Annotated in this window: 19 protein-coding genes; 9 read left to right on the top strand and 10 right to left on the bottom strand. The window is 67.4% G+C overall.

All coding sequences use genetic code 11. The features are described 5' to 3' along the window. Position 1: 1 nt before the first annotated feature. On the bottom strand, positions 2-1,180 hold the full coding sequence (locus KQ303_RS01465) for a pyridoxal phosphate-dependent aminotransferase (protein WP_094510246.1): 1,179 nt from the start codon (positions 1,178-1,180) through the stop codon (positions 2-4). A 186-nt stretch (positions 1,181-1,366) separates the two neighbouring features. Here KQ303_RS01465 and KQ303_RS01460 point away from each other — a divergent pair, with 186 nt between their 5' ends. From KQ303_RS01460 to KQ303_RS01450, 3 genes are all read left to right on the top strand, one after another. Continuing rightward, the gene (locus KQ303_RS01460) at positions 1,367-2,182 is read left to right on the top strand and encodes a uracil-DNA glycosylase family protein (protein WP_259728851.1); all 816 of its coding nucleotides are present in this window, start codon (positions 1,367-1,369) and stop codon (positions 2,180-2,182) included. A gap of 62 nt (positions 2,183-2,244) precedes the next feature. Beyond that, positions 2,245-3,489 carry a (E)-4-hydroxy-3-methylbut-2-enyl-diphosphate synthase gene (gene ispG, locus KQ303_RS01455; RefSeq protein WP_259728850.1) on the top strand — a complete coding sequence of 415 codons (1,245 nt, stop codon included), beginning with the start codon at positions 2,245-2,247 and terminating at the stop codon, positions 3,487-3,489. 128 nt (positions 3,490-3,617) lie between these two features. Then, entirely contained in the window at positions 3,618-4,955 is a 1,338-nt protein-coding gene (locus KQ303_RS01450) for a S41 family peptidase (protein ID WP_094510248.1), read from the top strand. Positions 4,956-5,264: 309 nt separating this feature from the next. Here KQ303_RS01450 and KQ303_RS01445 read toward each other — a convergent pair whose 3' ends face one another. Continuing rightward, complete coding sequence (locus tag KQ303_RS01445; protein WP_311134096.1) at positions 5,265-5,393, bottom strand: hypothetical protein; 129 nt, start codon at positions 5,391-5,393, stop codon at positions 5,265-5,267. 150 nt (positions 5,394-5,543) lie between these two features. Continuing rightward, positions 5,544-9,137, bottom strand: coding sequence for a transcription-repair coupling factor (gene mfd / locus KQ303_RS01440; RefSeq protein ID WP_259728848.1), 3,594 nt, complete (start codon positions 9,135-9,137; stop codon positions 5,544-5,546). Positions 9,138-9,277: 140 nt separating this feature from the next. On the opposite strand from mfd, the gene KQ303_RS01435 reads away from it, so the two are divergent. Then, complete coding sequence (locus KQ303_RS01435; protein ID WP_259728847.1) at positions 9,278-10,066, top strand: hypothetical protein; 789 nt, start codon at positions 9,278-9,280, stop codon at positions 10,064-10,066. Between the two features lie 417 nt (positions 10,067-10,483). On the opposite strand, the gene KQ303_RS01430 is transcribed toward KQ303_RS01435, so the two are convergent. Continuing rightward, a complete protein-coding gene (locus KQ303_RS01430) occupies positions 10,484-11,362 on the bottom strand; it encodes a hypothetical protein (protein ID WP_259728846.1) in 879 nt (292 codons plus the stop codon). A 59-nt stretch (positions 11,363-11,421) separates the two neighbouring features. Here KQ303_RS01430 and KQ303_RS01425 point away from each other — a divergent pair, with 59 nt between their 5' ends. Next, on the top strand, positions 11,422-12,177 hold the full coding sequence (locus tag KQ303_RS01425; RefSeq protein WP_094510253.1) for a TerC family protein: 756 nt from the start codon (positions 11,422-11,424) through the stop codon (positions 12,175-12,177). A gap of 5 nt (positions 12,178-12,182) precedes the next feature. Further along, a complete protein-coding gene (locus KQ303_RS01420) occupies positions 12,183-12,530 on the top strand; it encodes a DUF6464 family protein (protein ID WP_259728925.1) in 348 nt (115 codons plus the stop codon). Between the two features lie 6 nt (positions 12,531-12,536). On the opposite strand, the gene KQ303_RS01415 is transcribed toward KQ303_RS01420, so the two are convergent. The 4 genes from KQ303_RS01415 to KQ303_RS01400 form a co-directional block, all read right to left on the bottom strand. After that, on the bottom strand, positions 12,537-13,544 hold the full coding sequence (locus tag KQ303_RS01415) for a sodium-dependent bicarbonate transport family permease (protein WP_259728845.1): 1,008 nt from the start codon (positions 13,542-13,544) through the stop codon (positions 12,537-12,539). Between the two features lie 149 nt (positions 13,545-13,693). Further along, a complete protein-coding gene (locus KQ303_RS01410) occupies positions 13,694-14,536 on the bottom strand; it encodes a carbohydrate ABC transporter permease (RefSeq protein WP_259728924.1) in 843 nt (280 codons plus the stop codon). A 17-nt stretch (positions 14,537-14,553) separates the two neighbouring features. After that, positions 14,554-16,176, bottom strand: coding sequence for a 2-isopropylmalate synthase (locus tag KQ303_RS01405; protein WP_259728844.1), 1,623 nt, complete (start codon positions 16,174-16,176; stop codon positions 14,554-14,556). Positions 16,177-16,216: 40 nt separating this feature from the next. Continuing rightward, positions 16,217-16,852, bottom strand: coding sequence for an NYN domain-containing protein (locus KQ303_RS01400; RefSeq protein ID WP_311134095.1), 636 nt, complete (start codon positions 16,850-16,852; stop codon positions 16,217-16,219). A gap of 165 nt (positions 16,853-17,017) precedes the next feature. Here KQ303_RS01400 and KQ303_RS01395 point away from each other — a divergent pair, with 165 nt between their 5' ends. Continuing rightward, a complete protein-coding gene (locus KQ303_RS01395; RefSeq protein WP_259728923.1) occupies positions 17,018-18,589 on the top strand; it encodes a 1,4-alpha-glucan branching protein domain-containing protein in 1,572 nt (523 codons plus the stop codon). Between the two features lie 172 nt (positions 18,590-18,761). Then, positions 18,762-19,208: a universal stress protein gene (locus KQ303_RS01390; RefSeq protein ID WP_094510259.1), complete on the top strand. Its 447-nt coding sequence runs from the start codon at positions 18,762-18,764 to the stop codon at positions 19,206-19,208. Positions 19,209-19,260: 52 nt separating this feature from the next. Here the strand turns inward: KQ303_RS01390 and crtL are convergent, their stop codons facing one another. Both crtL and gyrA read right to left on the bottom strand, forming a co-directional pair. Then, positions 19,261-20,490 (bottom strand): lycopene beta cyclase, encoded by a 1,230-nt coding sequence (gene crtL, locus KQ303_RS01385; protein WP_259728922.1) that lies wholly within the window; start codon positions 20,488-20,490, stop codon positions 19,261-19,263. After that, entirely contained in the window at positions 20,487-23,174 is a 2,688-nt protein-coding gene (gene gyrA / locus KQ303_RS01380) for a DNA gyrase subunit A (protein WP_259728843.1), read from the bottom strand. Before gyrA ends, crtL begins: the two co-directional genes overlap by 4 nt. 96 nt (positions 23,175-23,270) lie before the next feature. Here gyrA and KQ303_RS01375 point away from each other — a divergent pair, with 96 nt between their 5' ends. Further along, the gene (locus KQ303_RS01375; protein ID WP_259728842.1) at positions 23,271-24,425 is read left to right on the top strand and encodes a homocysteine biosynthesis protein; all 1,155 of its coding nucleotides are present in this window, start codon (positions 23,271-23,273) and stop codon (positions 24,423-24,425) included. Positions 24,426-24,525 lie beyond the last annotated feature (100 nt).

The raw sequence follows: 24,525 nt of genomic DNA, 5'->3' as shown, positions 1-24,525 counted from the left end.
GTCAGAGACGGTTCAGGAAACGGCTGAGGCGCTGCAGGCCGTCGTCGATGGTGGCTGGAGACGCTGCACACGAGAGCCGGATGCAGCGGTCGTCGCCGAAGGCCACCCCGGGAACCACCGCCAGCCCCTGGTCCTCTAGCAGCCGGTTGGAGAAGGTCATGGAATCAAGCCCATGGCCGCTGATGTCCGGGAAGGCGTAGAAGGCCCCTTCAGGCTGCTGCAGAGTGAGGCCGGGCAGAGCCATCAGGCCGGCACTCAGCAGCGCCCGGCGCTGGTTGAACTCCTGGGCCATGGCATGAACGCAGTCACGCGGGGCGGTGATCGCCGCCAGCGCGCCGTACTGGGCGAAGGTGCAGACGTTGCTCGTGCTCTGGCTCTGCAGGGCACTGGCGGCGGCGATCACATCCTTGCGGCCGGCGAGGTAACCCACCCGCCAGCCGGTCATCGCCCAGCCCTTGGCAAAGCCGTTGACGATGAAGATGCGGTCGGCGAGGTCGGGGGCCAGGGCCGCCAGGCTGTGGTGCTCCAGGCCAGGTGCCAACAGGAATTCGTAGATCTCATCGCTCACCACCGCCACCTGCGGATGGCGGCGCAGCACGGCAGCGAGCTGCTCCAACTCCTGCCGGCTGAGCACCAGACCCGAGGGGTTGGAGGGGCTGTTGATCACCAGCAGCTTGCTGTTGGCCGTGATGGCGGCCTCGAGCTGGTCGGGTTGGAGCCGGAAGCCCTGAGCGGGTGCGGTGGGCAGCACGCGCACCGTGGCGCCGGCCAGGTGCGCCATCTCCGGATAGCTGAGCCAGTAGGGGGCCGGCAGCAGCACCTCGTCGCCGGGGTCGAGCAGCACCTGGAAGAGGTTGTAGAGCGCCTGCTTGCCGCCGTTGGTGACCAGCACCTGATCGGCCGCGGTGGGCACACCGTTTTCCTCGCTCAGCTTCTGGGCCAGGGCTTGCCGCAGCAGGGGTTCGCCGGCGGCGGGTCCATAGCGCGTGGCACCTTCCTCCAGCGCCCGGCTGGCGGCCTGGCGGATGAAGGCGGGCGTTTCGAAATCCGGTTCACCCGCGCTGAGGCTGCAGATGTCATGGCCGTCGGCCCGCAACTCGCGCGCACGGGCGGTGATCGCCAGGGTCAGGGACGGCTGCAGGGCCCGGGCCCGGGCTGAAAGTGCCAACGGGCTGGTCATCAGCGGAGGCGGTGCGATCGGCCGCGACATGGGCGCCGGGGCACTCCAGCGTTGGAATGCCTTCGATAAGGGGATTAGACATCCTGCCTGACGTAGTGGCCGCTTGGCTTCGTCCCCGCGCAGGTTGTCATCAGCGGCCCCTGCATCCGTTCCATAGGATTCCGTTCACGCTGGGGTTAGGCGGGGATGGAACCGAGCGAACCCCTGCCTGGAGCTGTGGTGCAACCCAGCCTGTTCGGCGGCAGGGCGGTGGATGCCGGAGGGCAAGTGTCCGGCGGGATGCCGTTGGTTGAGGCCGTGATTGCAAGCGCCCCCCGTCATGCCGCCGCTGAGCCCCCCGATCCAACGGCGGCCCTGTCCGCTCTGCACGGCGCCTGCGAAGCCTGCCGCCGTTGCGGGTTGGCCCTGGGACGGCAGCAGGTGGTGGTGAGCCGCGGCAATCCGGCCGCCTCGCTGATGGTGATCGGCGAGGGTCCCGGCGCCCAGGAAGATGCCAGCGGCTCGCCCTTCGTGGGCCGCGCCGGCCAGTTGCTCGATCAGATGCTTTCCAGCGTGGCGATCGACACCCGCCAGGACGCCTACATCTGCAACGTGGTGAAGTGCCGTCCACCCGAGAACCGCAAGCCGACCCCGGAGGAAATGGCCGCCTGCCTGCCCTGGCTGCTGGAGCAGATCGAGCTTGTGCAGCCCAAGGTGTTGGTACTGGCCGGTGCCACGGCGATGGAGGGGGTGCTGGGCCTGAAGGGGGGGATCACCAAGCTGCGCGGCCAGTGGCGGCAGTGGCGGGGGCTGTGGTGCCTGCCGATCTTTCATCCTTCCTATCTGCTGCGCAACCCATCGCGCGAGCGCGGCACCCCCAAATGGCTCACCTGGCAGGACCTCCAGGACGTGCGCCGCCGTCTCAATCAGCTGGAGGCAGGCTCTCCCTATCTGGATGCAGACGGGGCCTCAGCTGGGGCGACCCCCGCGACCACTCCGGCAGCGGACATTACCGCCGACTGAGCACCCCGCTTGCACGCCTGTCTGTGGCAGTGTTGGGGCCAGTTCCCCGGCTTCCAGCTCCGATGACCGGCACCGTGGCCCGTCCCCAGACCGCCCCGGCAGGTCTGCCCACTGACTGGGCCAGCAACCCGCGCTACGACACGGTGATCCGCCGCCGCAAGACCCGCAGCGTGCGGGTGGGCGATGTGTGGGTGGGCAGCGACCACCCGGTGGTGGTGCAGTCGATGATCAATGAGGACACCCTCGACATCGCGGGTGCCACCGCCGGCATCCGTCGCCTCCATGAATCCGGCTGTGAGATCGTGCGGCTCACGGTGCCGAGCCTGGCCCACGCCAAGGCGGTGGGAGAGATCCGCAAGCGCCTCGAAGACAGCTACCGCCCCGTGCCGCTGGTGGCTGACGTGCACCACAACGGTATGAAGATCGCCCTTGAGGTGGCCCAGCACGTCGACAAGGTGCGCATCAACCCCGGGTTGTATGTGTTCGACAAACCCGACCCCAACCGCACGGAGTTCACCCCCGAGGAGGTGGCCGCGATCGGTGAGCGCATCCAGGCGACGCTCGAACCGCTGGTGAGCCTGCTGAAAGATCAGGACAAGGGCCTGCGCATCGGCGTGAATCACGGCTCCCTGGCGGAGCGGATGTTGTTCACCTACGGCGACACCCCGCTGGGGATGGTGGAGAGCGCCATGGAGTTCATCCACATCTGCGACCGCCTCGACTTCCACAACATCGTGGTGTCGATGAAGGCTTCGCGGGCGCCGGTGATGCTGGCGGCCTACCGGATGATGGCCGACCGCATGGACGCCGAAGGCTTCCACTACCCGCTGCATCTGGGCGTCACCGAGGCGGGTGACGGCGACTACGGCCGCATCAAGAGCACGGCCGGCATCGCCACCCTGCTGGCCGAGGGCCTGGGGGACACGATCAGGGTGTCCCTCACCGAGGCCCCAGAGAAGGAGATCCCAGTCTGCTACTCGATCCTGCAGGCGCTGGGCCTGCGCAAGACGATGGTGGAGTACGTGGCCTGCCCCAGCTGCGGCCGCACCCTGTTCAACCTGGAGGAGGTGCTGCACGTGGTGCGCAACGCCACCGCCCACCTCACCGGCCTCGACATCGCCGTGATGGGCTGCATCGTCAACGGCCCCGGCGAGATGGCCGACGCCGACTACGGCTACGTGGGCAAAACCCCCGGCACCATCTCTCTCTACCGCGGCCGCGAAGAGATCCGCCGTGTGCCGGAAGCGGAGGGTGTGGAAGCGCTGATCGCTCTGATCAAGGAAGACGGCCGCTGGGTCGACCCCTGAGGCCTTGGCCGCCTGACGCCACGCTGCCAGTCACATTCGGAAGCCCCTGGATCCCTGACCCACCCTGTCCTGTGCCCCCTGGCACGGGCTAGTTTGAACACAGCACAAACGCTCACGAGGCCGAGAGCATGTCCAGGGGTAGCACCAGCATTCTCGTCCTGGCTGGGCTCGGCGCCTGTGCGGCCGCAGCCGTGGTGGGTGGCGAATGGCTGATGGCGCCCAGTGCTGCCTCCCTGATCACCGACAGCCCCAAGGAGGTGATGGATCAGGCCTGGCAGATCGTCTTCCGCGATTATCTCGACACCACCGGCAAATACACCCCGGAGCAGTGGCGCAAGCTGCGCCGCGACCTCCTCGCCAAAACCTACGGCAATACCAAAGAGAGCTACGAGGCCATCCGGGGCATGCTCGGCACCCTCGATGATCCCTACACCCGCTTCATGGATCCGCGGGAGTTCAAGGAGATGCAGATCGACACCTCGGGGGAACTCTCCGGTGTCGGCATCCAGCTGAGCCTCGACAAGGACACCAAGGAACTGGTGGTGGTGTCCCCGATTGACGGCTCCCCAGCTTCGCGGGCCGGCGTGATGCCGAAGGACGTGATCATCTCGATCGACGGCAAGAGCACCAAGGGGATGAGCACGGAAGACGCGGTAAAGCTGATCCGCGGCCAGGCTGGCACCAAGGTGACCCTGCAGGTGCGGCGCAAGAATCAGGTGCTCGAGATGCCGCTCACCCGCGATCGCATCGAGTTGCACGCGGTGGAACATCAGGTGAACACCACCCCTGATGGCTTCAAGGTGGGCTACATCCGCCTCAAGCAGTTCAACGCCAATGCCTCCAAGGACATGCGTGCCGCTCTGCGCGACTTGGAGAGCAAGGGGGTGCAGGGGTACGTGCTGGATCTGCGCAGCAACCCCGGTGGCCTGCTGGTGGCGAGCATCGAGATCGCCCGCCAGTGGCTCGATGAAGGCATCATCGTGTCCACCAAAACCCGCGACGGCATCCAGGACGTGCGGCGCGCCAACGGCCGGGCACTCACCAAGGCTCCTCTGGTGATCCTGGTGAATGAGGGTTCCGCCAGTGCCAGCGAAATCCTCTCCGGTGCCCTGCAGGACAACAAGCGAGGGGTGCTGGTGGGTCAGAAGACCTTCGGCAAGGGATTGGTGCAGTCAGTGCGGGGGCTCTCCGATGGCTCCGGCATGACCGTGACCATCGCCAAATACCTCACCCCCAGCGGCCGCGACATCCACAAGCACGGCATCAAACCCGATGTGTCGGTGAAACTGAGCGAACAGGAGGCCCGATCACTCAAGCTCGAAGAGATCGGCACCCGCAACGATCCTCAGTACCGGGTGGCTGAAAACACCTTGGTGAAGCAACTGCGCACAGTGGGCAAGGCGCCCGGCAAGCCCTACAACCCCTCAAGTGCCAACCTGCCGGCTGCTCTCGGACCCACTAACTGATCAGGGGTTATCCCTTGAGCGCGCCATCCTTCCAAGGGGCACTATTTCCGAGGCACATGTCACGGGCAGGCATTTGCGCACCCCTTTTACGGGGCAAGGTTTATAGGGAAAGGCTTAACTGGCAAGGTTTATGGGTAAGTCTTCGGTGGCAACGTTTATTGGGCAAGTCTTGCGGAGCAACGGCTGAAGACCAACTTGTGTGCGCCATTCGCGCGCACCAATAAATCCATAGAAAAAGCCCTGCTGCGGGGATTCTCGCAACAGGGCTTTTGCTTTCTCTGAGGCCGGTAAGCGCTGTGGATCGGAGCTTCAGGCCACCGGCTGCATGAGGCCGCCGCCGGGGTTGGAGTCGTCATCGTCGTTGTTCTGGTTTTCGTCCTGGAACAGGGCGAACAAACCGAGAGCGATCACGCTGATCAGGGCCGAAACAAGGCCCAAACCGCTCTGCAGCCCTGCCGAAACCCCACCGGAAGCAACGAATTCGCCCATTTAGCCCAAACCTTTTCGGAACTGTAACGAAGTTTTGCGGGGATGAGGGTGAAGAGAATCGGAAGCTTGTCGGGGGGGTGGCCAAGCAACACCCCCCCCTCAAACCACCAACACCGCCGCATTCCTGGCGGCTGCCTGGTCCTGGCGCTGGGCGTCGGTGAGGCCATCAGCGGCAGGGATCTGGCCGGCCATGGCGGTAAGCCACTCCATCAGGGTGTCGAGCTGCTTCTCGGCGGGGAGCACGCTGAGGCCGCGGGCCAGAACTTTTGCGGTGCTGCCGGCGCCGCCCTGGTAAACCAACCGGCCGTGCAGGTGCTGGGGCAGTCCCTGGCGCAGCAGCCGGAAGGCGGGCTCCTCCATCGGGGTTTCCAGCACGATGTTGGGCTTTTCGGGCTTGAGGCGTGAGAAGCCGCAGCGTTTGGCCAGCAGTTTGAGTTCCATCAACTGCAGCAGGCTCTGCACCGGCGCCGGCAGGGCCCCGTAGCGGTCCACCCAGTCGGCAGCCAGCTGGAGCAGTTCGCTCTTGGCGGTGCAGGCGGCGGCGGCCCGGTAGGCGGCCATCTTTTCGTCCGCTTCGGTGATCCAGTCGGCGGGGATGAAGGCGGTGATCGGCAGATCGATCTGGGTGTCGTCCACCACGGGGATGTCCTGGCCCTGGATCTCCGCCAGGCTTTCCTGCAGCATCTCCATGTAAAGGTCGAAGCCGATCGCTTCGAGCTGGCCGCTCTGCTCCACCCCCAGCAGGTTGCCCACGCCGCGGATCTCCATGTCGCGCATCGCCAGCTGGTAGCCGCTGCCCAGTTGCGCGAACTCCTGGATCGCCCGCAGCCGCTGCCGTGCCGCCTCACTGAGGGCGCCATCACCGGGATAGAACAACCAGGCATGGGCCTGGATGCCGCTGCGGCCCACCCGACCGCGCAGTTGATAGAGCTGGGCGAGGCCGAATCTGTGGGCGTCTTCCACCAGAATCGTGTTCACCCGTGGGATATCCAGGCCGCTTTCGATGATCGTGGTGCAGAGCATCACATCGGCTTCGCCGGCATTGAAGGCCACCATCGCGCTCTCCAGTTCCCCTTCGGCCATCTGGCCGTGGGCCACCAGCAACTTCAGGCCCGGCAGCATCTCGCGCAACTGGCCCGCCACCTCCTCGATTCCCTCCACCCGCGGCACCACGTAGAACACCTGGCCGCCACGATCCAGTTCCTGGCGGATGGCGCTGCGCACCGCCTCATCGTCGCGGGCGGCCAGGTGGGTCTTGATCGGGCGGCGCAGCGGTGGCGGCGTGGTGATCAGGCTCATCTCCCGCACCCCCGACAGGCTCATGTAGAGCGTGCGTGGAATCGGCGTGGCGGAAAGCGTCAGCACGTCGACGTCTTTTCGCAGCGCCTTGATCTTCTCTTTCTGGTTGACACCGAAGCGCTGCTCCTCATCCACCACCAGCAGCCCCAGTTGCTTGAAGCTGGTGCCCTTGCCCAGCAGCTGGTGGGTGCCCACCACGATGTCGATCGTGCCGGCGGTCAGCCCTTCCTGGATCGCCTTGCGTTCCAGCGTTGTGCGGAAGCGATTGAGCAGTGCCACCTTGAGCGGGTAGGGCGCAAAGCGTTCGCTCAAGGTGCGCCAGTGCTGCTGGGCCAGCACCGTGGTGGGGGCCAGCAGCGCCGCCTGGCGTCCGGCGGTCACCGCCTTGAACAACGCCCGGATCGCCACCTCGGTCTTGCCGAAGCCCACATCGCCGCACACCAGCCGGTCCATCGGCTTGGCGGTCTCCATGTCGCGTTTCACCTCCGTGATCGCCTTCAGCTGATCCGGCGTGGGTTCGTAGGGGAAGGAATCCTCCAGCTCGCTTTGCCAGGGGCCATCGGGCGGAAACACGATGCCGGGGGCCTGATGGCGCTCCGCATACAGCTTCACCAGGTCGAGCGCCACCTTGCGCACCGCCTTGAGCGCTCTCTCCTTGGCCCGTGCCCAGGCCACGCCCCCCATGCGGTTGAGCTCCGGCGGTGTGTCGGTGCTGGCGCGGTAGCGGCCCAGGCTGCCCAGCTGGTCGGCGGCCACCCGCAGGGTGCCGTCGGCGTACTGCACTACCAGGTAATCGCGGCTTTCGCCGCTGATCGCCAGCTTCTCCAGCTTCAGGAAGCGGCCGATGCCGTGATTGCGGTGCACCACGAAATCGCCGGGTTGCATCTTGCCCGGATCCACCGTGCGGCTGGCCGCCTTGCGGCGCCGCCGCACATAGCCGCTGGCGGCCAGGCTGTGCTGGCCGAAGAACTCCCGGTCGGTGAGCAGCACCAGCTTCCAGGCCGGCAGTTGCAGCCCTTCCAGCTCGGCGGTGCCCTTGAGCTTGAGCGCCACAGGTGTGTTCTGCTCCACCAACCGCTCGATCGCCGGGAAGTCGTGCGGGTTGGGCACGAAGCGGGCGATGCAGTCGTGCTCCTCCAGCAGCGCCACCGCCCGTGACGGCTGGGCCGAAAGCAGCCACACCTTCGCCTTTTCCTGTTGGTAGCCCTTCACCAGCGCCGCCAGGCGGCCGAAGGCGTTCGGATGGGCCGGCACCGGACGGCTGGAGAGATCGAACGCGTTGGGGTGGCGGTCGGTTTCCGCCAGTTCAGCCAGATCGAAACCGGCGAACGCCTCCACATCCTCAAGGGCCTGTTCGGGCGGCCGGTGCAGCAGGGCGGGCAGTAGCACCGGCTGGCCGCAGGCTGCCGCCAGCTCCGCCTGCACCTCGCCGTGGTGGCTGTCGGCGTGATCGAACCACTGCTGGCCGTGGGCGCGACAATGGCGCCGCTCATCCACCGCAATCAACGTCCTGGCGGGCAGGTAATCGAGCAGGGAGGCGGGCCGCGCCCAGGCCAGACCCATCAGCCGCCGCATCCCCTCGGGCGTGCCGCCCTCCAGCAGCTGATCGAGCGCTTCCGGCTGCAACAGCCCCTCGAGCCCCACCGGCATCGTTTCCCGCAGGGCATCCGCCACCAGCGGGCCGTAGCCACTGGGGGTGAGCCGCACCGCCTCGGTGGCATCGAGCGAACGCTGGGTGGCGGGGTCGAATTCCTTGAGCTTCTCCAGCTCCTCGCCGAAGAACTCCAGCCGCACCGGCAGCTCGGCGCTCACCGGAAACACGTCGACGATGTCGCCGCGGCGGCTCCAGCTGCCCTCCTGCTCGATCGTGGGCACCCGCTCGTAGCCGAGGCGGCTGAGGGTGTCGGCCAGCTGCTCCAGGTCCACCGTGTCGCCCTTGCGCAGGCACAGGCAGCGGGCGGCCAGGGCCGCGGGCGGCGGCAGGTGGGGTTGCAGGGCCCGCTCGGTGGCCACCACGGCCCCCTGCCACGGGTGGCTGTTGCCGTCGGCGCTTCCCGCATCCACCAGCTCAGCGAGTACCTGCAGTTGCCCCCAGGTGATCTCGGTGGTGGGATCGAAGGGTTCGTAGGGCGAGCCCTCACTGGTGGGATAAAGCTGGGCCGTGGGCCAGTCCATCAGTTCCAGCAGCGCCGCCCAGCGGCCCGCCTCTTCCAGCGTGGGCACGATCACCAGCAGAGGCGTCTGCCGCTGCCGGGCCAGGGCACTGGCGATCAGGGCACGGCCGGCCCGGGAGGCGCCCCGCAGGCTCAGCCGTTCTTGGCGCTCGATCCGTTGCAGCACCTCACCGGTGAGGGGCACCTGCTCGAGCTGGCGCACCAGGGCGGTGAGGGGCATTGGGTCGTGAGGCGCAGGGATCCCGATCCTGGCAGTTGCACTCCTGCCGCTGCTTTGGTGGTGCAGATCGACCATCATGAAGGTCACGTTGATCTCTGGGAGTGAGCCGGCACCATCCCCCGCGTGGATCGGGCGCTCCCGTGCTGCCGCTGACGCTGTTGGCCGCTGGTCTGCTGCTGGCGGGCCTGGCGGTGGCGCCGCCCGAGCGCAGGGGCGAAACCCTCGGCGCTCTGGAAGCGCTGCCGTTTCAGGTGTCGGACACGCTGTTCGCCCGGCCCCCGGCCCCCCTGCGGCCGGGCGATGTGGCCCTTGATGCCTTCATGGCTGGCGATCTGATGGCGCGGCTGGAGCAGGCCGATGTCGACTGGCAGCCGCAGGCCGAGGTGCTGCCTGACGGCGGTGTGCGTTACCGCTACCGCCGCCGCGAGGGAGACCCCAAGCTCTCGATCGAGCAGATCCGCGCGCTGATGCTCGATCCGCCGCGCTTCGAGCGCGAGCGGCAGGCGATCCGCGATCTGCTCGATCAGCTGCAGCGGGTGGGGGTACGGGTGGTGCTGGGCCCGCCCCGCAAGGCCGGCGCCGCCGGTGAGTGGGACCCTGCCGCCCGCACAATCCGCATCAAGCCGGAGGTGGTGGACCAGGGAAGTGCCACCTTCGCCCTGGTGCTGAACCATGAGGCCATCCATGTGGCGCAGAGCTGCCGCCGCGGGGGGGTGTCGGCCCCGCCCAAGCAGCTTGGGCTCTCCATTACCGCCAGGCCCCAGGCCCAGGGGCAGCTCAACGACCCGATCTACGCCAATCTCTCGCCCCTGGAGCGCCAGCTCGAGCAGGAGGCCTATGCCCATCAGGACCAGCTGGAGAAGGGGGCCGGCCTGATCAGCCAGGAATGCCGCCCACCGGTGGGTTGGTCAACTGCCTGGCCCAGCTGAGCGGCAGGCAGCGGTTTCACCGAGCTTGGGGCAGCGGACTCTGGATTCAGTTGGAAGGGACCCGCACTGCAGCGGGGCACCCACTGCAGTGGCGCTCTGGCTCCTGCCAACAGGGAGTATCGCCGGGAACTGGAGCTGAGGCGCCGCCTGATGGTCTGGCTCCAGCCGAAGGCGATGCCTGCGCCCAGGACCGGCAAGGGGGCCGGCACGGGAACGGTGTTCAAGGTGAAGCCCGTGCAACCGAGCCCATCCGCAGGAGCGTTCTCCCGCTAGCGACCCGCCAGGCGAGAGTGCCTCATGACAAGCGCTTTGTCATCTCGAGCGCCGGCCTCCGCTCGCTGTATCTCTGGAATCCAGAGCCCGCAGCACTGCGGGGCCGCGGCGTGCCCGTGCCTATCGACGGACCGGGTTAGGCGTTCATGCTCTGGTGGCCAGTTGATCTTCCAGCAGCATGTTGAACTGCAGCAGCTGCTGATCATTGAGCTGCTGGCGGCTGTTGAGCTGAAAATGCCGCTCCAGGAAGACGCGCCCCTCTGCCGCTCCCCACTGCAGCTGGCCGAGCAGCTGGTCGCTCTGATCCAGCAGGTCGCGGCGACGCAGGGGTGTGGCGGCCTGCTCCGGCCTGCTGCCGGGTGCCAGTTGCTGCAGGGCATTCAGATAGCCCATCAGATCCAGGTAGCGCACCAGGCGGCTGCGGCTCGGATGGTTGAAGGCCCGCGCCAGGTACGCCGCTTCCTCCTCCCGGCCCCATCCCAGTCGCTTGAGTTCCAGCTCTACCTGCGCCAGTTCATCGCTCCAGTCTTCGGGATCGGCTGTGACCTCCGGCTCCGATGGGGAAAGGCCCTGGGGCGTGGGCGCCGCAGAGGCACGGGCTGGCGCTGCTGGTGTGGCCGGCGAGGCGCAAGCCTGATCGGGTGCCGGGGACGTCTCCATGGGCCCAAGAACCTGTGCGGGTGGCGCTGGAAGCGGAGCTTGCGAAACCACAGGCATCACTGCCGCCTGCGCCGGCGCACCCCCACGGCTCAGCGCCAACAGCGGCTGCTCTGCCTCAACCGCGCTGATGGCTGGCTTCTGGGGTGGTGCCTTCGCCGCACCCACCGGCTCCGGCCTGGCGAGGGCAGCGGCGCCGCTTGGGGACCATCGCCTCTGCAGGCGCTCGATGGCGCGGTCTTCCGCCAGTTCCGCCGTGGCGGCCTCGCCCAGAGCGCTGCCGATCAGGGCTCCCTGGTCCCAGGCGCTCACCTTCACCACCCGCTGTCCGGGTTCGGCGTGCACCAGTTCCGCCTGCAGCTGCATCCCGGCTCGCGCTTGGTTTGGCTTTCCTAGAGTGACCGATTCGCGCGCCGCCACTGCCTATGGAAGCGGAGTCGATCGAGTCACTCACACCGCTGCTGCAATCGGCAGACCAGTGGGGGGAGATTCTGCTGCTGCTTCCCCTGCTGGTGGCGATGGAGGCCGTGCTCTCCGCGGACAACGCCATCGCCTTGGCCGCCATCGCGCGTCACCTCGACGATCCGGCCCGCCAGCGGCGCGCCCTCAACCTCGGCCTGCTGCTGGCCTTGGTGTTCCGGATGGCCCTGATCGTGGCGGCTCGCTGGGTGCTGGTCTTCTGGCCGCTGCAGTTGCTGGCGGCGGTCTACCTGCTCTGGCTGTGCATCACCAACCTGGCCGGATCCAGCGAGGCCGGCGGTGAAGCGGCAGGCGCTGCAGCTATCAGCCACGTGGAACCGGCGGTCCAGCGGCTCCACGGTCAGACCCTGGGGTCCGTGGTGGCCACGCTGGCGGTCACCGATCTGGCCTTCTCGCTCGATAGCGTCGCGGCGGCGGTGGCGGTCAGCGACCGGCTCTGGCTGGTGATGACCGGCGGCGTGATCGGTGTGGTGGCCCTGCGCCTCACGGCCGGTCTGTTCATCCGCTGGTTGGAGGAGTACCGGCATCTGGAGCGGGCCGGCTATCTGGCCGTGGGTCTGGTGGGGGTTCGCCTGCTGCTGCGCCTGGCCCTGCCCCAGATCGTCCCCCCCGAATGGGCGCTGCTGCTTGTGGTGGCCTGCCTGTTCGTCTGGGGCTTCTCGCAGCGCAGTGAGCAGCAGACCGGGGAGGTCAGCCCCTGACGCCCCTGCACGTGGATCTGCGCCAGGCCGGCACCGAGCGGTTGCTGGAACGCTTTGAGGTGGCCCACCTGGGCGAGGTGCCCCAGCCGGGCCGTTGGATCGAGCGGGGTCAGCGTTCGTTTCTGGTGCTGCAACGCCACCACCGCTACCAGCTCCGCAACGGACGCTACGAGCTCACCGAGGTGGCGCTGCAGGTCAAACCACAACGGCAACCGGCGGATGCCACCTGGTGGAACAACCACTGGGTGATCGGCGACCCCAGCTGCCGCTTCAATGCCCGCTCCCCGCTGCTGCGCTGCGCTGTCTTGCCTGAAGGCCCCTGCGAGCGCTGCCTGCACCGTGCACCTGTCTGAGGCTTCTCACGGCTGCACCACGAGTGGGATGAAGCGCTGCACCACCGCCAAGTAAAGCGGGATCCCCACGACGATGTTGAAGGGGAAGGTGACACCCAGGGCGCTGGAGATGTAGAGGCTTGGGTTTGCTTCCGGCACCGTCATCCGCATGGCGGCGGGAACGGCGATGTAGGAGGCGCTGGCGCACAGCACCATGAACAGCAGCGCATTTCCCTGCGGCAGGCCCAGCCAACGGGACAGCAGCAGGCCCACCGCGGCATTGAAGAGCGGCATCAGCACGGCGAAGGCGATCAGGTAGCTGCCGGCACGCCGCAGATCGCCGAGCCGCTGTGCCGCCACGATGCCCATGTCGAGCAGAAAGAAGCTGAGGGCGCCGTAAAACAGCTTGCCGGTGAAGGGCTCCATTGTTTCCACCCCCAAGGGGCTGAAGGCCGCCACCAGCAGGCCGATCACCAGACTGCCGATCAACAGCAGCACCGAACTGTTCAGGAAGGCTTCATGCAGCAAGCTGCCCCAGGCCACGCCCGTGCCGATGCCGCCGGCGTGGCGTTGATGACTGGTGAGTTTCACCAACAGCAACCCCACGATGATGGCCGGTGATTCCATCAGCGCCAGGGCCGCCACCATGAAGCCGTCATGGGGGATGTCAGACACCACCAGAAAAGTTTCGGCGGTGATGAAGGTGACGGCGCTGATCGAGCCGTAGGTGGCGGCCACAGCGGCCGCATTGGAGGCGTCGAACTGCCGCCTGAGCACCAGGAAGCTGTAGAGCGGCACCACGGCCGACATCACCACAGCGGCGGCGATCGTGGCGATCACCTGCACGCCCAGGCCGCTGTGTTGCAGCTCCACCCCTCCTTTGAAGCCGATCGCCAGCAGCAAATACAGCGAGAAGAGCTTGGGCAGGGGGGCGGGAATCTCCAGATCCGATCGCACCAGCACCGCAATCACCCCAAGGGCGAAGAAAAGAACCGGCGGAGAGAGCAGATTCTGCAGAATCAGTCCGGTCTGCATCGAGGTTCCCGTGATCGATCAATGGCGCACCGGCAGGCTACAGGTCTAGGCGCTGGGATCCTGGCGACCGGGGACGGTGGGGGATCGAATTTTGAGCGCCGTAATCGTGAGCGAAGGGACAGCAAGTGCCGGAAAAGCGAGCGCTGGATTCAACCCTTCACACCATCGCCGCTGGAGCTAGGAAGGATATAACGCTGAAGCGCAATGAACAACACCAAAACTGGCAGGATCGACACCACTGAACCCGCAGCCACAAGCCGCCAGTCGAGGGAGAAGCTGCTGGCAAGCTGCTGCAATCCGAGCGGCAGTGTATAGAGATTAGGATCATCGAGGATGATCAAGGGCCAGAGAAAATCACTCCAAGTGCCGATGAACACGAACATCGCCAGGGTGATCAGATCGGCCCGGGCCGCGGGAATCATCACGTTCCACCATTCACCCAGCGGCGTGCAGCCGTCGATGCGGGCGGCCTCTTCCAGCTCCACGGGCACTCCGATGAAGCTTTGCCGCAGCAGAAAGATGCCGAAGGCGGTGGCGGCCTGGGGAATGATCAAGGCAAGCAGGGTGTTGCGCAGGCCCAGCTGCACCATCAACAGGTAGAGCGGGATCATCACCACCTGGAACGGAATCAGGATCGTGGCCACCACCAGCGCCAGCACCAGGCCACGGCCGGCGAAGCGCATCCGCGCCAGCGGGTAGGCCGCCAGGGAGCAGAACAGCAGGTTACCCACCACTGCCAGCAGGCTCACCACCGTGCTGTTGAACAGGTAAAGGCCCAGCGGATGTTCAGCGAACAGGCGCCCATAGGCGGTCAGGCTGGGCTGGGCTGGAAACAACGACGGCGGCGAGGCGAAGATGTCTTCGGCCGGACCCTTCAAGGACGTGCTGACCAGCCACAGCAGGGGCACCAGCACCATCAGGGCCACCAGCAGCAGCAGCCCCAGCTGCAGGGCCGGCAGCCACGGCAGCCCCGCGCTCCGCTGGGGCTGCAGCCTGCGGGGAGAGCGGCTCACAGTCGGGGGCGTTCCGCCACCGGCAGCGGTGCGCGCTGGGGGTGCAGAGGCAGCCGTTCGGTGCCCTGCACCAGCCGGTTGAGCGCGTGGATGAAGGCCTGGGCGGCAGCCACCACGATGTCGGTGTCGGCGGCGTGGCCGGAATAGAGCACCCCTTGGTGGCGCAGCCGGATGGTGACCTCCCCCATCGCATCGATGCCCTCGGTGACCGATTTGACGCTGAACTCCACCAGCTCGTTGGGCACGCGTGCCAGCGCATTGAGCGCCTGGCAGACCGCGTCCACCGGGCCTGTGCCGATGGCGGCGCCGGTGAGCTCGGCGCCATCGGCCGTCACCAGGGTGACCGTGGCGGTGGGCTGCAGGTTGGTGCCGGTGCTCACCTGCACCAACTTCAGCGTGTACTGGGCGTCAGGCTGCTGGGCCTGCTCGCTGACGATCGCCTCAAGATCCCGGTCGGTGATCTCGCGCTTGCGGTCGGCCAGCTCCTTGAAGCGGGCGAAGGCGTCGTCGAGGTCTTCGCGCTCGAGGCCGTAGCCGAGCTCCTCCAGCCGGGCGCGGAAGGCACTGCGGCCGCTCAGCTTGCCGAGCGACAGCCGGGTGCTGCTCAGACCGATCGTGCGGGCGTCGATGATTTCGTAGGTGAGGCGGTTCTTGAGAACACCGTCCTGGTGGATGCCGGATTCGTGCGCGAAGGCGTTGGCCCCCACGATCGCCTTGTTGGGTTGCACCGCCATTCCGGTGAGGTTGGACACCAGCCGGGAGGTCTTGGCGATCTCCTCGGTGCGCACGCCCGTGAGCGGCTCGGTGCTGGCGGGGTCGTGGCCGAGGAAGGGGTTGAAGTAGGCGCGGCGCACATGCAGCGCCATCACCAGTTCCTCGAGTGAAGCATTGCCGGCCCGTTCACCGATGCCGTTGATCGTGCATTCGAGCTGGCGGGCGCCGTTCTTGACCGCCTCAAGGAAATTGGCCACGGCCAGCCCCAGGTCGTTGTGGCCGTGCACAGAGATCACCGCCTGAGCGATGTTGGGAACGTGGCGATCAATGCCGGCGATCAGGGCACCGAATTCCGCCGGAGTGGCATAGCCCACGGTGTCGGGGATGTTGATCGTGGTGGCCCCGGCGGCTATGGCGGCTTCGATCACTTCGTAGAGGAACTCCGGGTCGCTGCGGCCGGCGTCTTCGCAGGAGAACTCCACGTCCTCCACCAGGGAGCGGGCATAGGCCACCATCTCGGCGGCGATTTCCACGACCTCGGGCCGGCTCTTGCGCAGCTTGTGCTCCAGGTGGATGTCGCTGGTGGCGATGAAGGTGTGGATGCGCCGCCGCGCCGCCGGCGCCACCGCATCCGCGCAGGCCTTGATGTCGCCGCGCGTGGCCCGGGCAAGCCCGCAGATCACCGGGCCGTCGGAAGTGCCGACGGTTTCGGCGATGCGGTGCACGGCGTTGAAATCGCCCGTGCTGGCGAAGGGGAAGCCCGCTTCGATGATGTCGACCCGTAGGCGCGCCAGCTGTTGGGCGATGGCCACCTTTTCCTCGAGGTTGAGGCTGGCCCCCGGCGATTGCTCACCATCCCGCAGGGTGGTGTCAAAAATCAGAACCCGGCCGGGATCCTTGGCCATGGCCGCTGCAGGTCGAAGTGAGTACGTGTTAGAGGGGATCCTAGACCGAGGGTCCGATCACCACTTCCCGAGGTGAGGGCTCAAGGGAGGCAGCATCCGGGCGGATCACCTGGTGGCGCACCGGTTCTGATCGCGGAGAAGCCTCCGGGATGCTGCGCTGGAACACAGGTGCCTGGACGGCTTCCATCTTCTCGAGCTGGGGTTTGAGCTTGCCCAGGTCGATGAAGCGATCCACCGCATTGCGCAGCTCGCGCGGCACCATGCCATCGGCGTTGATCAAGGTGATCTTCAGGCCTTGGGTGCGGAGCATCTCCACCAGCCGTTCAAGGTCGCGGCTTCCGCTCATCAGCCACAGCTCATCGGTGCGGTGGGCCACGGCCATCAGGTCGAGGCAGATCTCCACATCAAGGTTGGCGCGGGCGAACTGCCGCTGGTCGGGGTCGGTGCCGAACTCCCGCAGCGGTTTGGTTCGCACGGTGAAGCCCAGGCTGGTGAGTGCGTCCCGGAAGGGGCGTTGGTCAGTGGGATCCTTCAGCCCCGTGTACCAGAAGGCGCTGCCAAGATCCGTGACGCCTTCCGCGGCCAGCTCCAGCAGGCGGCGTGGATCGAAGAACCAGCCGAGCTTCTGCTGGGCGTAGAACATGCCGTGCCCGTCAACTGCCAGACAGCGACGCATCACTCGTTTCGTTAAACAAAAACTGTAGAGACCACCCTCTGCCAGCTGTGTCCCTGCCGACCCCGACCCCGGCCGTGCCGCTGACCATTTTCATGGCGAAGCTCGTGGCGGAGGGCGTCGTGGTGGAACCGTCCCCGTACACTCCCGTGAACGGCTGGAATGGCAATGGCCACAGGCGAACTGGCCCTGGTCCTCCATGCCCATCTCCCATACGTCCGCAGCAGCCAGCCCGGCTCGCTGGAGGAAGACTGGTTCTTTCAGGCACTGCTGGAGAGCTACCTGCCGCTGCTCGAGTTGCTCGAAGCTGCCTCTGAGGATCCCGCCCAGGCGCCCCGTCTCACCCTCGGCCTTTCCCCCACGCTTCTGTCGCTGCTGAGCGCGCCTGACCTGCAGGCCCGTTTCCCCGCCTGGATTGATCAACGCCTGGCGTTGTTGCCACTGGCGCTTCCCCCGCATCTGGAGGCGGCCGAGGCTCTGGAGGCCCAGCTCACCCACACACGCCAGCAGTGGCAGGCCTGCGGCGGTGATCTGCTGGCTCGTTTCCAGCGGCTCTGGCAGCTGGGCGTGGTCGACCTGCTCACCTGTGCCGCCACCCACGGCTACCTGCCGCTGCTGCGGGCCACCCCCGAGGCGGTGCGAGCCCAGCTGCTCACCGCCATCCGGGAACATGAGCGGCTGCTGGGCGCACGCCCGCAGGGGATCTGGCTGCCGGAGTGCGCCTACTTCGAAGGGCTCGATCAGCAGCTGGTGGCCTGCGGTCTGCGCTACGCGGTGCTCGATGCCCATGGGCTGCTGCACGCCCTGCCCCGTCCGCGCTATGGCGTGTATGCCCCGATCTGTTCGCCCGCCGGGGTGGCCTTCTTCGCCCGTGATGGGGCTTCCACCCTGCCGGTGTGGTCGGCCTCGGAGGGGTACCCAGGCGATGGCGCCTACCGGGAATTCCACCGGGATCTGGGCTGGGATCTCTCCAGCGAGGCCCTCACTGCGGTGGGAATCGAGACCCCCCGGCCGCTCGGTCTCAAGCTGCACCGGGTGTCCGCCAGGGGCACGCCACTGGAGCGGAAGCTGCCCTACCTGCCGGGGCCGGCCGAGCAGCGGGCCGATGAGCACGCCGCCACCTATCTGCGCGGGCGCGCCGGGGAGCTTGACCATCTGAGCAGCGCCATGGACCGGCCACCGCTGCTGGTGGCGCCGTTCGATGCGGAGCTGTTCGGCCACTGGTGGTACGAGGGGCCCCGCTTCCTGGCCCAGCTTTTCCTGCAGGCGCCTGCCCTCGGCATCGGTTTCACCACCCTGCGCGATGTGCTGCGCCGCGGAGACGGGCTGCAGATCTGCCGCCCCTCTCCCTCCAGCTGGGGCCAGGGGGGGTACCACCACTACTGGCTCAACGAAAGCAATGCCTGGGTGGTGCCCGAGTGGAACCGGGCCTCGGCGGCCATGGTGGAGCGGGTGAACCGGGGGGTGGGCAGTGCCTCCCAGCTCCAGCGCCTCAACCAGGCGGGCCGTGAGCTGCTGCTGGCCCAGTCCTCCGACTGGAGCTTCATTCTCAGGGCCGGCACCACCACCGAACTGGCGAAGGAGCGGATCCGCACGCACCTGGATCGCTTCTGGCGCCTGCTGGCGGCGATCGACAGCGGCAACGATCCCCCCGGTGGCTGGCTGGCGGCGGTGGAACGGGAAGATCCGCTGTTCCCGCTCATCAACGCCGCCGACTGGGCCACACGGCCGCCGCGTTAGCCCGGCCAACGGCCCGAGGCTCGCAGAACACAGCCGACAGCCCGCACCGCCGCCCGAGGGCTAGCGCTCGCAGCTCAGAGGCCAGAACGCACAGCCCGCAGCCCACTGACCAGGGCCCACAACCCGTGCTCGAATCAGAGCGGAGCCGTTCCGCTCTGCGTGGAGTTTGGCCATGTTTCAGCATCTGCTCGTTCCCACCGACGGCTCCCGGCTTTCGCTGGCCGCCGCTGCTGCCGCCTGCCGTTTCGCCCGTGAGGCCGGAGCCCGCCTCACCGTCCTCAACGTGCGGGCCAATGCGCCGCTTGGGCTCACCTACGGCGCCGGTGAATGGATCCAGCCCAGCACCCTGCAGGAAATCGAGGACGTGGGCAGGGAGGCTTCCCAGCGGGCCCTGGCGGAGGTGATGAGCCTCGCCGCAGAGGAAGGCGTGGAGGCGGCAAGCGAAAGCGTGGTCAACGACTCGCCGTCGGAGGCGATCCTGGCGGCGGCGGACCGCCACGGCTGTGACCTGATCTTCATGGCCTCGCATGGGCGGCGCGGCCTCACCGGGCTGCTGATCGGCAGTCAGACGCAGCGCGTGCTCGCCCAGGCCAAGCAGCCAGTGCTGGTGTTCCGCTGATCCCGTCAGGGTCAGTCCAAAGTCTCGGCTCGGGAGTGTCAGCCCAGCAGTTTCAGCCCGCCAGCGCCCGCCAGGCCAGGGCGAGCTCCTTGCCCTGCGGCAGCATCAGGCCGAGCCGAACATCGCTGGGGGCCTGCCCGAACAGGCCCAGCATCGCCTGCACCAGCTGCGGCACGGTGAGGGTGTTGGCCAGAAAACCGGTCCACTGCGGCTGGGGCAGATGGAAGAAGGTGTCGAAGAAGTGGCAGAGCTCCGCGTGCGAGAAGCGCATCAGCTTTTCGAGCCCGAAACGGTAGATCGCCTGCTTGCGCACCAGCTCGGCAGACCAGAGCGTCTGCCAGGCCTGCTGCGCCACTTCGCGTGAGGAGGTGGTCTGGTTGGCCAGGCCGGCGGCAATCGCGGCCGCCAGGCCGGGGGCGCGGCGCAGCAGCCCCCCCACCATGTAGCCCGAGGCAGGGTGCACCATGCTGGCGGCCCCACCGAAACCCACCACCTGCTGGGTCAGATCCGGCAGCGGCAGAGTCATCGGGAACAGGCAACGCTCCGTTTCCCGCACCTGCTCCACCCGGATGCCCCGGTGGGCCAGCCGTTGGTGCAGACGCCGCTCCAGCAGGCCGAACGAGAGCGGCGGGGCGAGGGCGAGGGAGGTTTCCTCCACGAAGAACTCCCCCTGCCCCAGGTCCATCGCGTAGAGGAAGGTGGGCGGCTCCAGCCGCTCCTCTGCCTTGAGGTGATCGTTGCGGTAATCCATCAGCACGAACTGCCCTTCCGCCACAGGGTCGGCGGAGAAGCGGCCCACGAGGCCGAAGGCGGCCTGCTGGGCGACCGGGCCGCGCTCGGGGCGGCGGACGAACACCGGCGCATGGCCACTGGCATCCACCACCAGCCGGGCCGTCAGGCTGGTGCCCTCGGCGGTGGTGACCACCGAGCTGTGGGACTCATGGCGGATGGCCGTCGCCTGGCCGCGATGCCAGCGGAGTTGTCCGGCGCAGGCCTCGAGCCAGTGCCGCTGCAGCCGCTGGCGATCGAAGAGGCCGTAGTCGTGATGCAGGGCCAGGGGGCCCGCCCCGAAATCGGCCACGCAATCCGACCAGCGATGCCCGAGCAGATCGCCGAGGCCGAGGGCATCGAGTTCACGGCCCCAGATGCCATAGGTGTTCTGCCAGGGGCTGAGCGGATCGGTGGCGGCCAGGGCCTCCACCTCCAGCCCCTGGCGGCACAGTTCGGCGGCGATGGCCAGAGCGGCCGGGCCGGAGCCGATCAGCAGGGCGTCGGCGCTCAGCTGTCTTCCTCGCCGGTCAGTTCCGCGGCTGCATCGGTGCGTTCCATGGGTTCGCCGGTGGGCGCCACGCTTTCGGCGGTGAGGGCCAGGGTGTCGCTGACAGGCTCCAGCGTTTCGCTGCCGTCGTTTTCGGCGGCAGGCGGCACCAGCACCACTTCCGTGAGCCGGTCGCCGGAATCGAGCCGCTGCAGCTTCACCCCCGTGGCGGCCCGTGACTGCTGCGGAATGGCGTCGGAAGGCATCCGCACGATCACCCCCTTTTCGCTGACCAGCATCAGCTCTTCGCCGGAGCCGAGCACCTTGAGCCCCACGAGTACATCACCATCGCGACGGAACTTGATCGCGCGCAGCCCCAGACCGGCGCGCCGCTGCAGGCGGAACTGGTTCACCGGGACCCGCTTGCCCAGGCCACTGGCGGAGGCCACCAGCACCCAGGGTCCTTCGCTCACCGCCACTTCGGCGTCGGCATCCCCATCGGCTTCGTCGCCGTCCTCCTCCGCGCTGCTGCTGGCGATGCGGTCGGCCAGCTCGGCCGGCAGCACATCCATGCTCACCAGTTCGTCGCCGGCGCGCAGTGCCATCGCCCGCACGCCGCGGGCGGTGCGGCCCAGCGGACGCAGTTCCCCGTCGGTGAGGCGGAAGTGGATCGTCATGCCCCTGAGCGAGCCGATCAGCACGCTGTCGCCCGGCAGGGCCAGACGCACCCAGCGCAGGGCGTCGCCTTCCTCCAGCCCGATAGCGATCAAGCCATTGGAGCGGATGTTGGCGAAGGCCGAAAGACGGGTGCGCTTGATGTAGCCGCCGCTGGTGAGCATCAGCAGCTGCACGTTGTCTTCGAAGGCGCTGACCGCGAGCAGCGTGGTGATCTGCTCTTCCCGTGGAATCGGCAGCAACTGCACCACGGGGGTTCCCTTGGCAGCGCGGCTGCCCACCGGGATGCGATAGGCGGGCACGGCATACACCACGCCCCGGTCGCTGAACAGCAGAAGGGTGTCATGGTCGTTGCAACTGATGAACAGCCGCACCGCTTCTTCTCCCTGGCTGCGGGTGCCGGCCTTGCCACGGGTGCCGCGGCTGGTGGCCTCGAATTCGCTCACCGGCATGCGCTTGAGGTAGCCGTTTTCGGTGAGCAACACCACCGAGCGCTCGTTGGCGATCAGGTCGATGTCCTCGAGGCCACCTTCGAGATCGAGGATCTCGGTGCGACGGGGGGAGTCGTAGCGGGCGCGGATCTTGCCGATCTCCTCCCGGATCAGGCCCAGCACCCGTTCACGCCGGCCAAGGATGTCCTTGTAGTCGGTGATCTTGGCCACCAGATCCTCGTGCTCGAGCCGGATCTTGTCGGCTTCCAGCGCGGTGAGCCGGCGCAGCTGCATCTGCAGGATGGCGTCCGCCTGGATCTCGCTGAGGCCGTGGCGCTCCTGCAGCTGTTGCCGTGCTGTGGCGGTGTCGGCGGCGGCGCGGATCAGGGCGATGATCGGATCGAGCTGCTCGAGCGCCAGCAGCAGGCCCAGCAGGATGTGGTCGCGCTCTTCGGCCTTGCGCAGCAGATAACGGGTGCGCCGCTCGATCGTTTCGATGCGGAAATCGAGGAACACCTGCAGCATCCGCCGCAGGGTGAGCAGGATCGGCTCACCATTCACCAGCGCCAGCATGTGAGCGGAGAAATTGCACTGCAGCGGCGTGAGCTTGAACAGGTTGTTCAGCACCACCTGCGGATAGGCATCACGCCGCAGTTCGATCACGATGCGCATGCCATCGCGATCACTTTCGTCGCGGATGTCAGAGATTCCTTCGAGCTTCTTGTCGTTCACCATCTCGGCGATGCGCTCGATCATCGCCGCCTTGTTGGTTTGATAAGGAAGCTCAGTGATGATCACCGCATCCCGATCTGGCCGACCGGGGACTTCAAGGGTTTCGATCGCCGCGACACCGCGCATGGTGATCGATCCTCGGCCCGTGAGATAGGTTTCACGGATTCCGCTGCGGCCGAGAATCTGGCCGCCGGTGGGGAAATCCGGGCCGGGAATGATCGCCATCAGCGAGCGATCGTCCACCTCGGGATTGTCGATCAGGGCCAGCAGCCCATCGATCAATTCCGTGAGGTTGTGGGGCGGAATGTTGGTGGCCATGCCCACCGCGATCCCTGAGGACCCATTGAGCAGCAGATGAGGAACCCGCGCCGGCATCACGGTGGGTTCCTGCTGTGATCCATCGAAGTTGTCGATGAAATCGACCGTTTCCGCCTCGATGTCCTCCAGCAGGCTGTCAGTGGTAAGGGCCTGCAGCCGCGATTCCGTGTACCGCATGGCCGCCGGTGGGTCGTTGTCGACCGAACCGAAGTTGCCGTGCCCATCAATCAGGGGCATGCGCATGGAGAAGTCCTGGGCCATGCGCACCAGGGCGTCGTACACGGCGGTGTCGCCGTGGGGGTGGTATTTGCCGAGCACTTCGCCCACCACACGGGCGCATTTCCGGTAAGGCCTGTCGCTGGTGAGGCCGAGTTCGTACATCGCATAGAGAATGCGTCGATGCACCGGCTTGAGGCCATCGCGGGCATCGGGCAACGCCCGGCCCACGATCACGCTCATCGCATACTCCAGATAGGAGCGCGACATTTCGTTTCGCAGGTCGGTTTGGATGATCCGCCCGTCGGACTCGCCGGGTCCTGTTGGGTCCGCCATCTCTCACCACTTATCCGTGAGCCACTTTAATCGAGGCCCAGCCGCCTTGTTCGGTTCCGGTTTCCGACGCCCTCCTCAGCCTTGACCCGGCCACCGATGTCCCTGGCTCCCCGCAGCGAAGCCGATCTCCAGCAGCGCCAGCGCAGCGGTGATCTGCGCGTGCTTGCTGCCGCCGATTTCCGGGTGCTGGTGGCGACAGGCGGCCTGGAAGCGGCCTACGCCGCCACCGACGTGGTGGTGGCCGCCAATGCGGAGTTCACCGACCAGGCCACGTTGCAGCTCAGCCTCGGGCCGGTGGATCCGCCTCTGCGCATCCGTGAGGCCCGGCTCGACGGGGTGCTCGCCCAGGGGGCGGGTGGCACCGCGGGCCTGTGTCTGCCGATCGGCGGCGGGCTGGGCGAACCGCTGCGCCAGGGGGGCGCTCAGGTGCTGGACGCCCTGCTGGCCGGTCGCGAACTGGAGCTGACACTCACCGGTGAGGCCACCGCCTCCCACCCGCGCCGCGAATACCGGGGCCGCCTCTCGCTGGAGCGCCTGGGCGGAGCACGCCTGCTCCTGCATCGCGCCATCGCCGAAAACGGGGTGGTGGCGGTGAGCAGCGCAGAGGGAGTGGTGCGCAGCCCTTACGGACCCTTGCTCGGTCCCTACGGCAACGCCCTGTACAGCAGTTCGGGCAGCAGCAGCATCGGGCTCACCATGCCCTCACTGGCCTGGCTCGGTCCGGGCTCGCCCGTGCTGGTGGCGGGGGCGGTGGGCTGGGTGATCGGGGCCGGCCATGGGCATCAGCCCGGCACGCGGCGGCTGCCCAGCGGGCATGCGCGCACTCCCGGGGCGGTCGCGGCCGTGAGCGTCGACCTGCACGGGCTGCGGCCCGAATGGATCCGCGCCTGTTTCTTCGAGGGACACGGCAGTGCCCTGATGGTGCCGATCGCCGTTCCCGTGCCCCTGCTCGATCTCGCCATGGCCCACCGGGCGTCGATCGGCGACGACCAGCTGGAAGCGCCCGTGCTCGATTTCTCGATCCCGCGCCGTATCCGCCCCGGGTTCGGTTTTGTGCCCTACAGCCACTTGCTGGCGGGCAAGATCCAGGTGGATGGTCGCCGCATCCCCTGCGCGCCGGCCCACAGCCCGCGCCTGGCCCGGGAGATCGGCACCTGCTTGATCGAGCTGCTGCGGCAGGGACGCTTCCCGCTGCGCGGCCCGCTGGAGCCGCTGTCGGCGCGCCCGGGCCTGATCCCTCTGGAGGGCTGATCGCCCTGCCAGGGGCTGTTGTGCCGGCCCGCTGCAACGGTCTGCCGAAGCGAGGCCTCGCCCTGCCGGAAGCGCCGTAGGCTCCCGGTGCGGTTTTTCT

It is taken from the genome of Synechococcus sp. CS-1333, from assembly GCF_025128015.1.
Taxonomy (GTDB): Bacteria; Cyanobacteriota; Cyanobacteriia; order PCC-6307; family Cyanobiaceae; genus MW101C3.
Note: the sequence above shows the minus strand (reverse complement) of the source record. Positions and strands in the feature narration are given on the sequence as shown.

Bases quoted from the DNA above. Each gene is read 5' to 3' on its own strand.
- KQ303_RS01465 (WP_094510246.1), bottom strand. From the start codon at position 1,180: ATGACCAGCCCGTTGGCACTTTCAGCCCGGGCCCGGGCCCTGCAGCCG.
- KQ303_RS01460 (WP_259728851.1), top strand. From the start codon at position 1,367: ATGGAACCGAGCGAACCCCTGCCTGGAGCTGTGGTGCAACCCAGCCTG.
- ispG (WP_259728850.1), top strand. From the start codon at position 2,245: ATGACCGGCACCGTGGCCCGTCCCCAGACCGCCCCGGCAGGTCTGCCC.
- KQ303_RS01450 (WP_094510248.1), top strand. From the start codon at position 3,618: ATGTCCAGGGGTAGCACCAGCATTCTCGTCCTGGCTGGGCTCGGCGCC.
- mfd (WP_259728848.1), bottom strand. From the start codon at position 9,137: ATGCCCCTCACCGCCCTGGTGCGCCAGCTCGAGCAGGTGCCCCTCACC.
- KQ303_RS01430 (WP_259728846.1), bottom strand. From the start codon at position 11,362: ATGCAGCTGCAGGCGGAACTGGTGCACGCCGAACCCGGACAGCGGGTG.
- KQ303_RS01425 (WP_094510253.1), top strand. From the start codon at position 11,422: ATGGAAGCGGAGTCGATCGAGTCACTCACACCGCTGCTGCAATCGGCA.
- KQ303_RS01415 (WP_259728845.1), bottom strand. From the start codon at position 13,544: ATGCAGACCGGACTGATTCTGCAGAATCTGCTCTCTCCGCCGGTTCTT.
- KQ303_RS01405 (WP_259728844.1), bottom strand. From the start codon at position 16,176: ATGGCCAAGGATCCCGGCCGGGTTCTGATTTTTGACACCACCCTGCGG.
- KQ303_RS01400 (WP_311134095.1), bottom strand. From the start codon at position 16,852: ATGCGTCGCTGTCTGGCAGTTGACGGGCACGGCATGTTCTACGCCCAG.
- KQ303_RS01395 (WP_259728923.1), top strand. From the start codon at position 17,018: ATGGCCACAGGCGAACTGGCCCTGGTCCTCCATGCCCATCTCCCATAC.
- KQ303_RS01390 (WP_094510259.1), top strand. From the start codon at position 18,762: ATGTTTCAGCATCTGCTCGTTCCCACCGACGGCTCCCGGCTTTCGCTG.
- gyrA (WP_259728843.1), bottom strand. From the start codon at position 23,174: ATGGCGGACCCAACAGGACCCGGCGAGTCCGACGGGCGGATCATCCAA.
- KQ303_RS01375 (WP_259728842.1), top strand. From the start codon at position 23,271: ATGTCCCTGGCTCCCCGCAGCGAAGCCGATCTCCAGCAGCGCCAGCGC.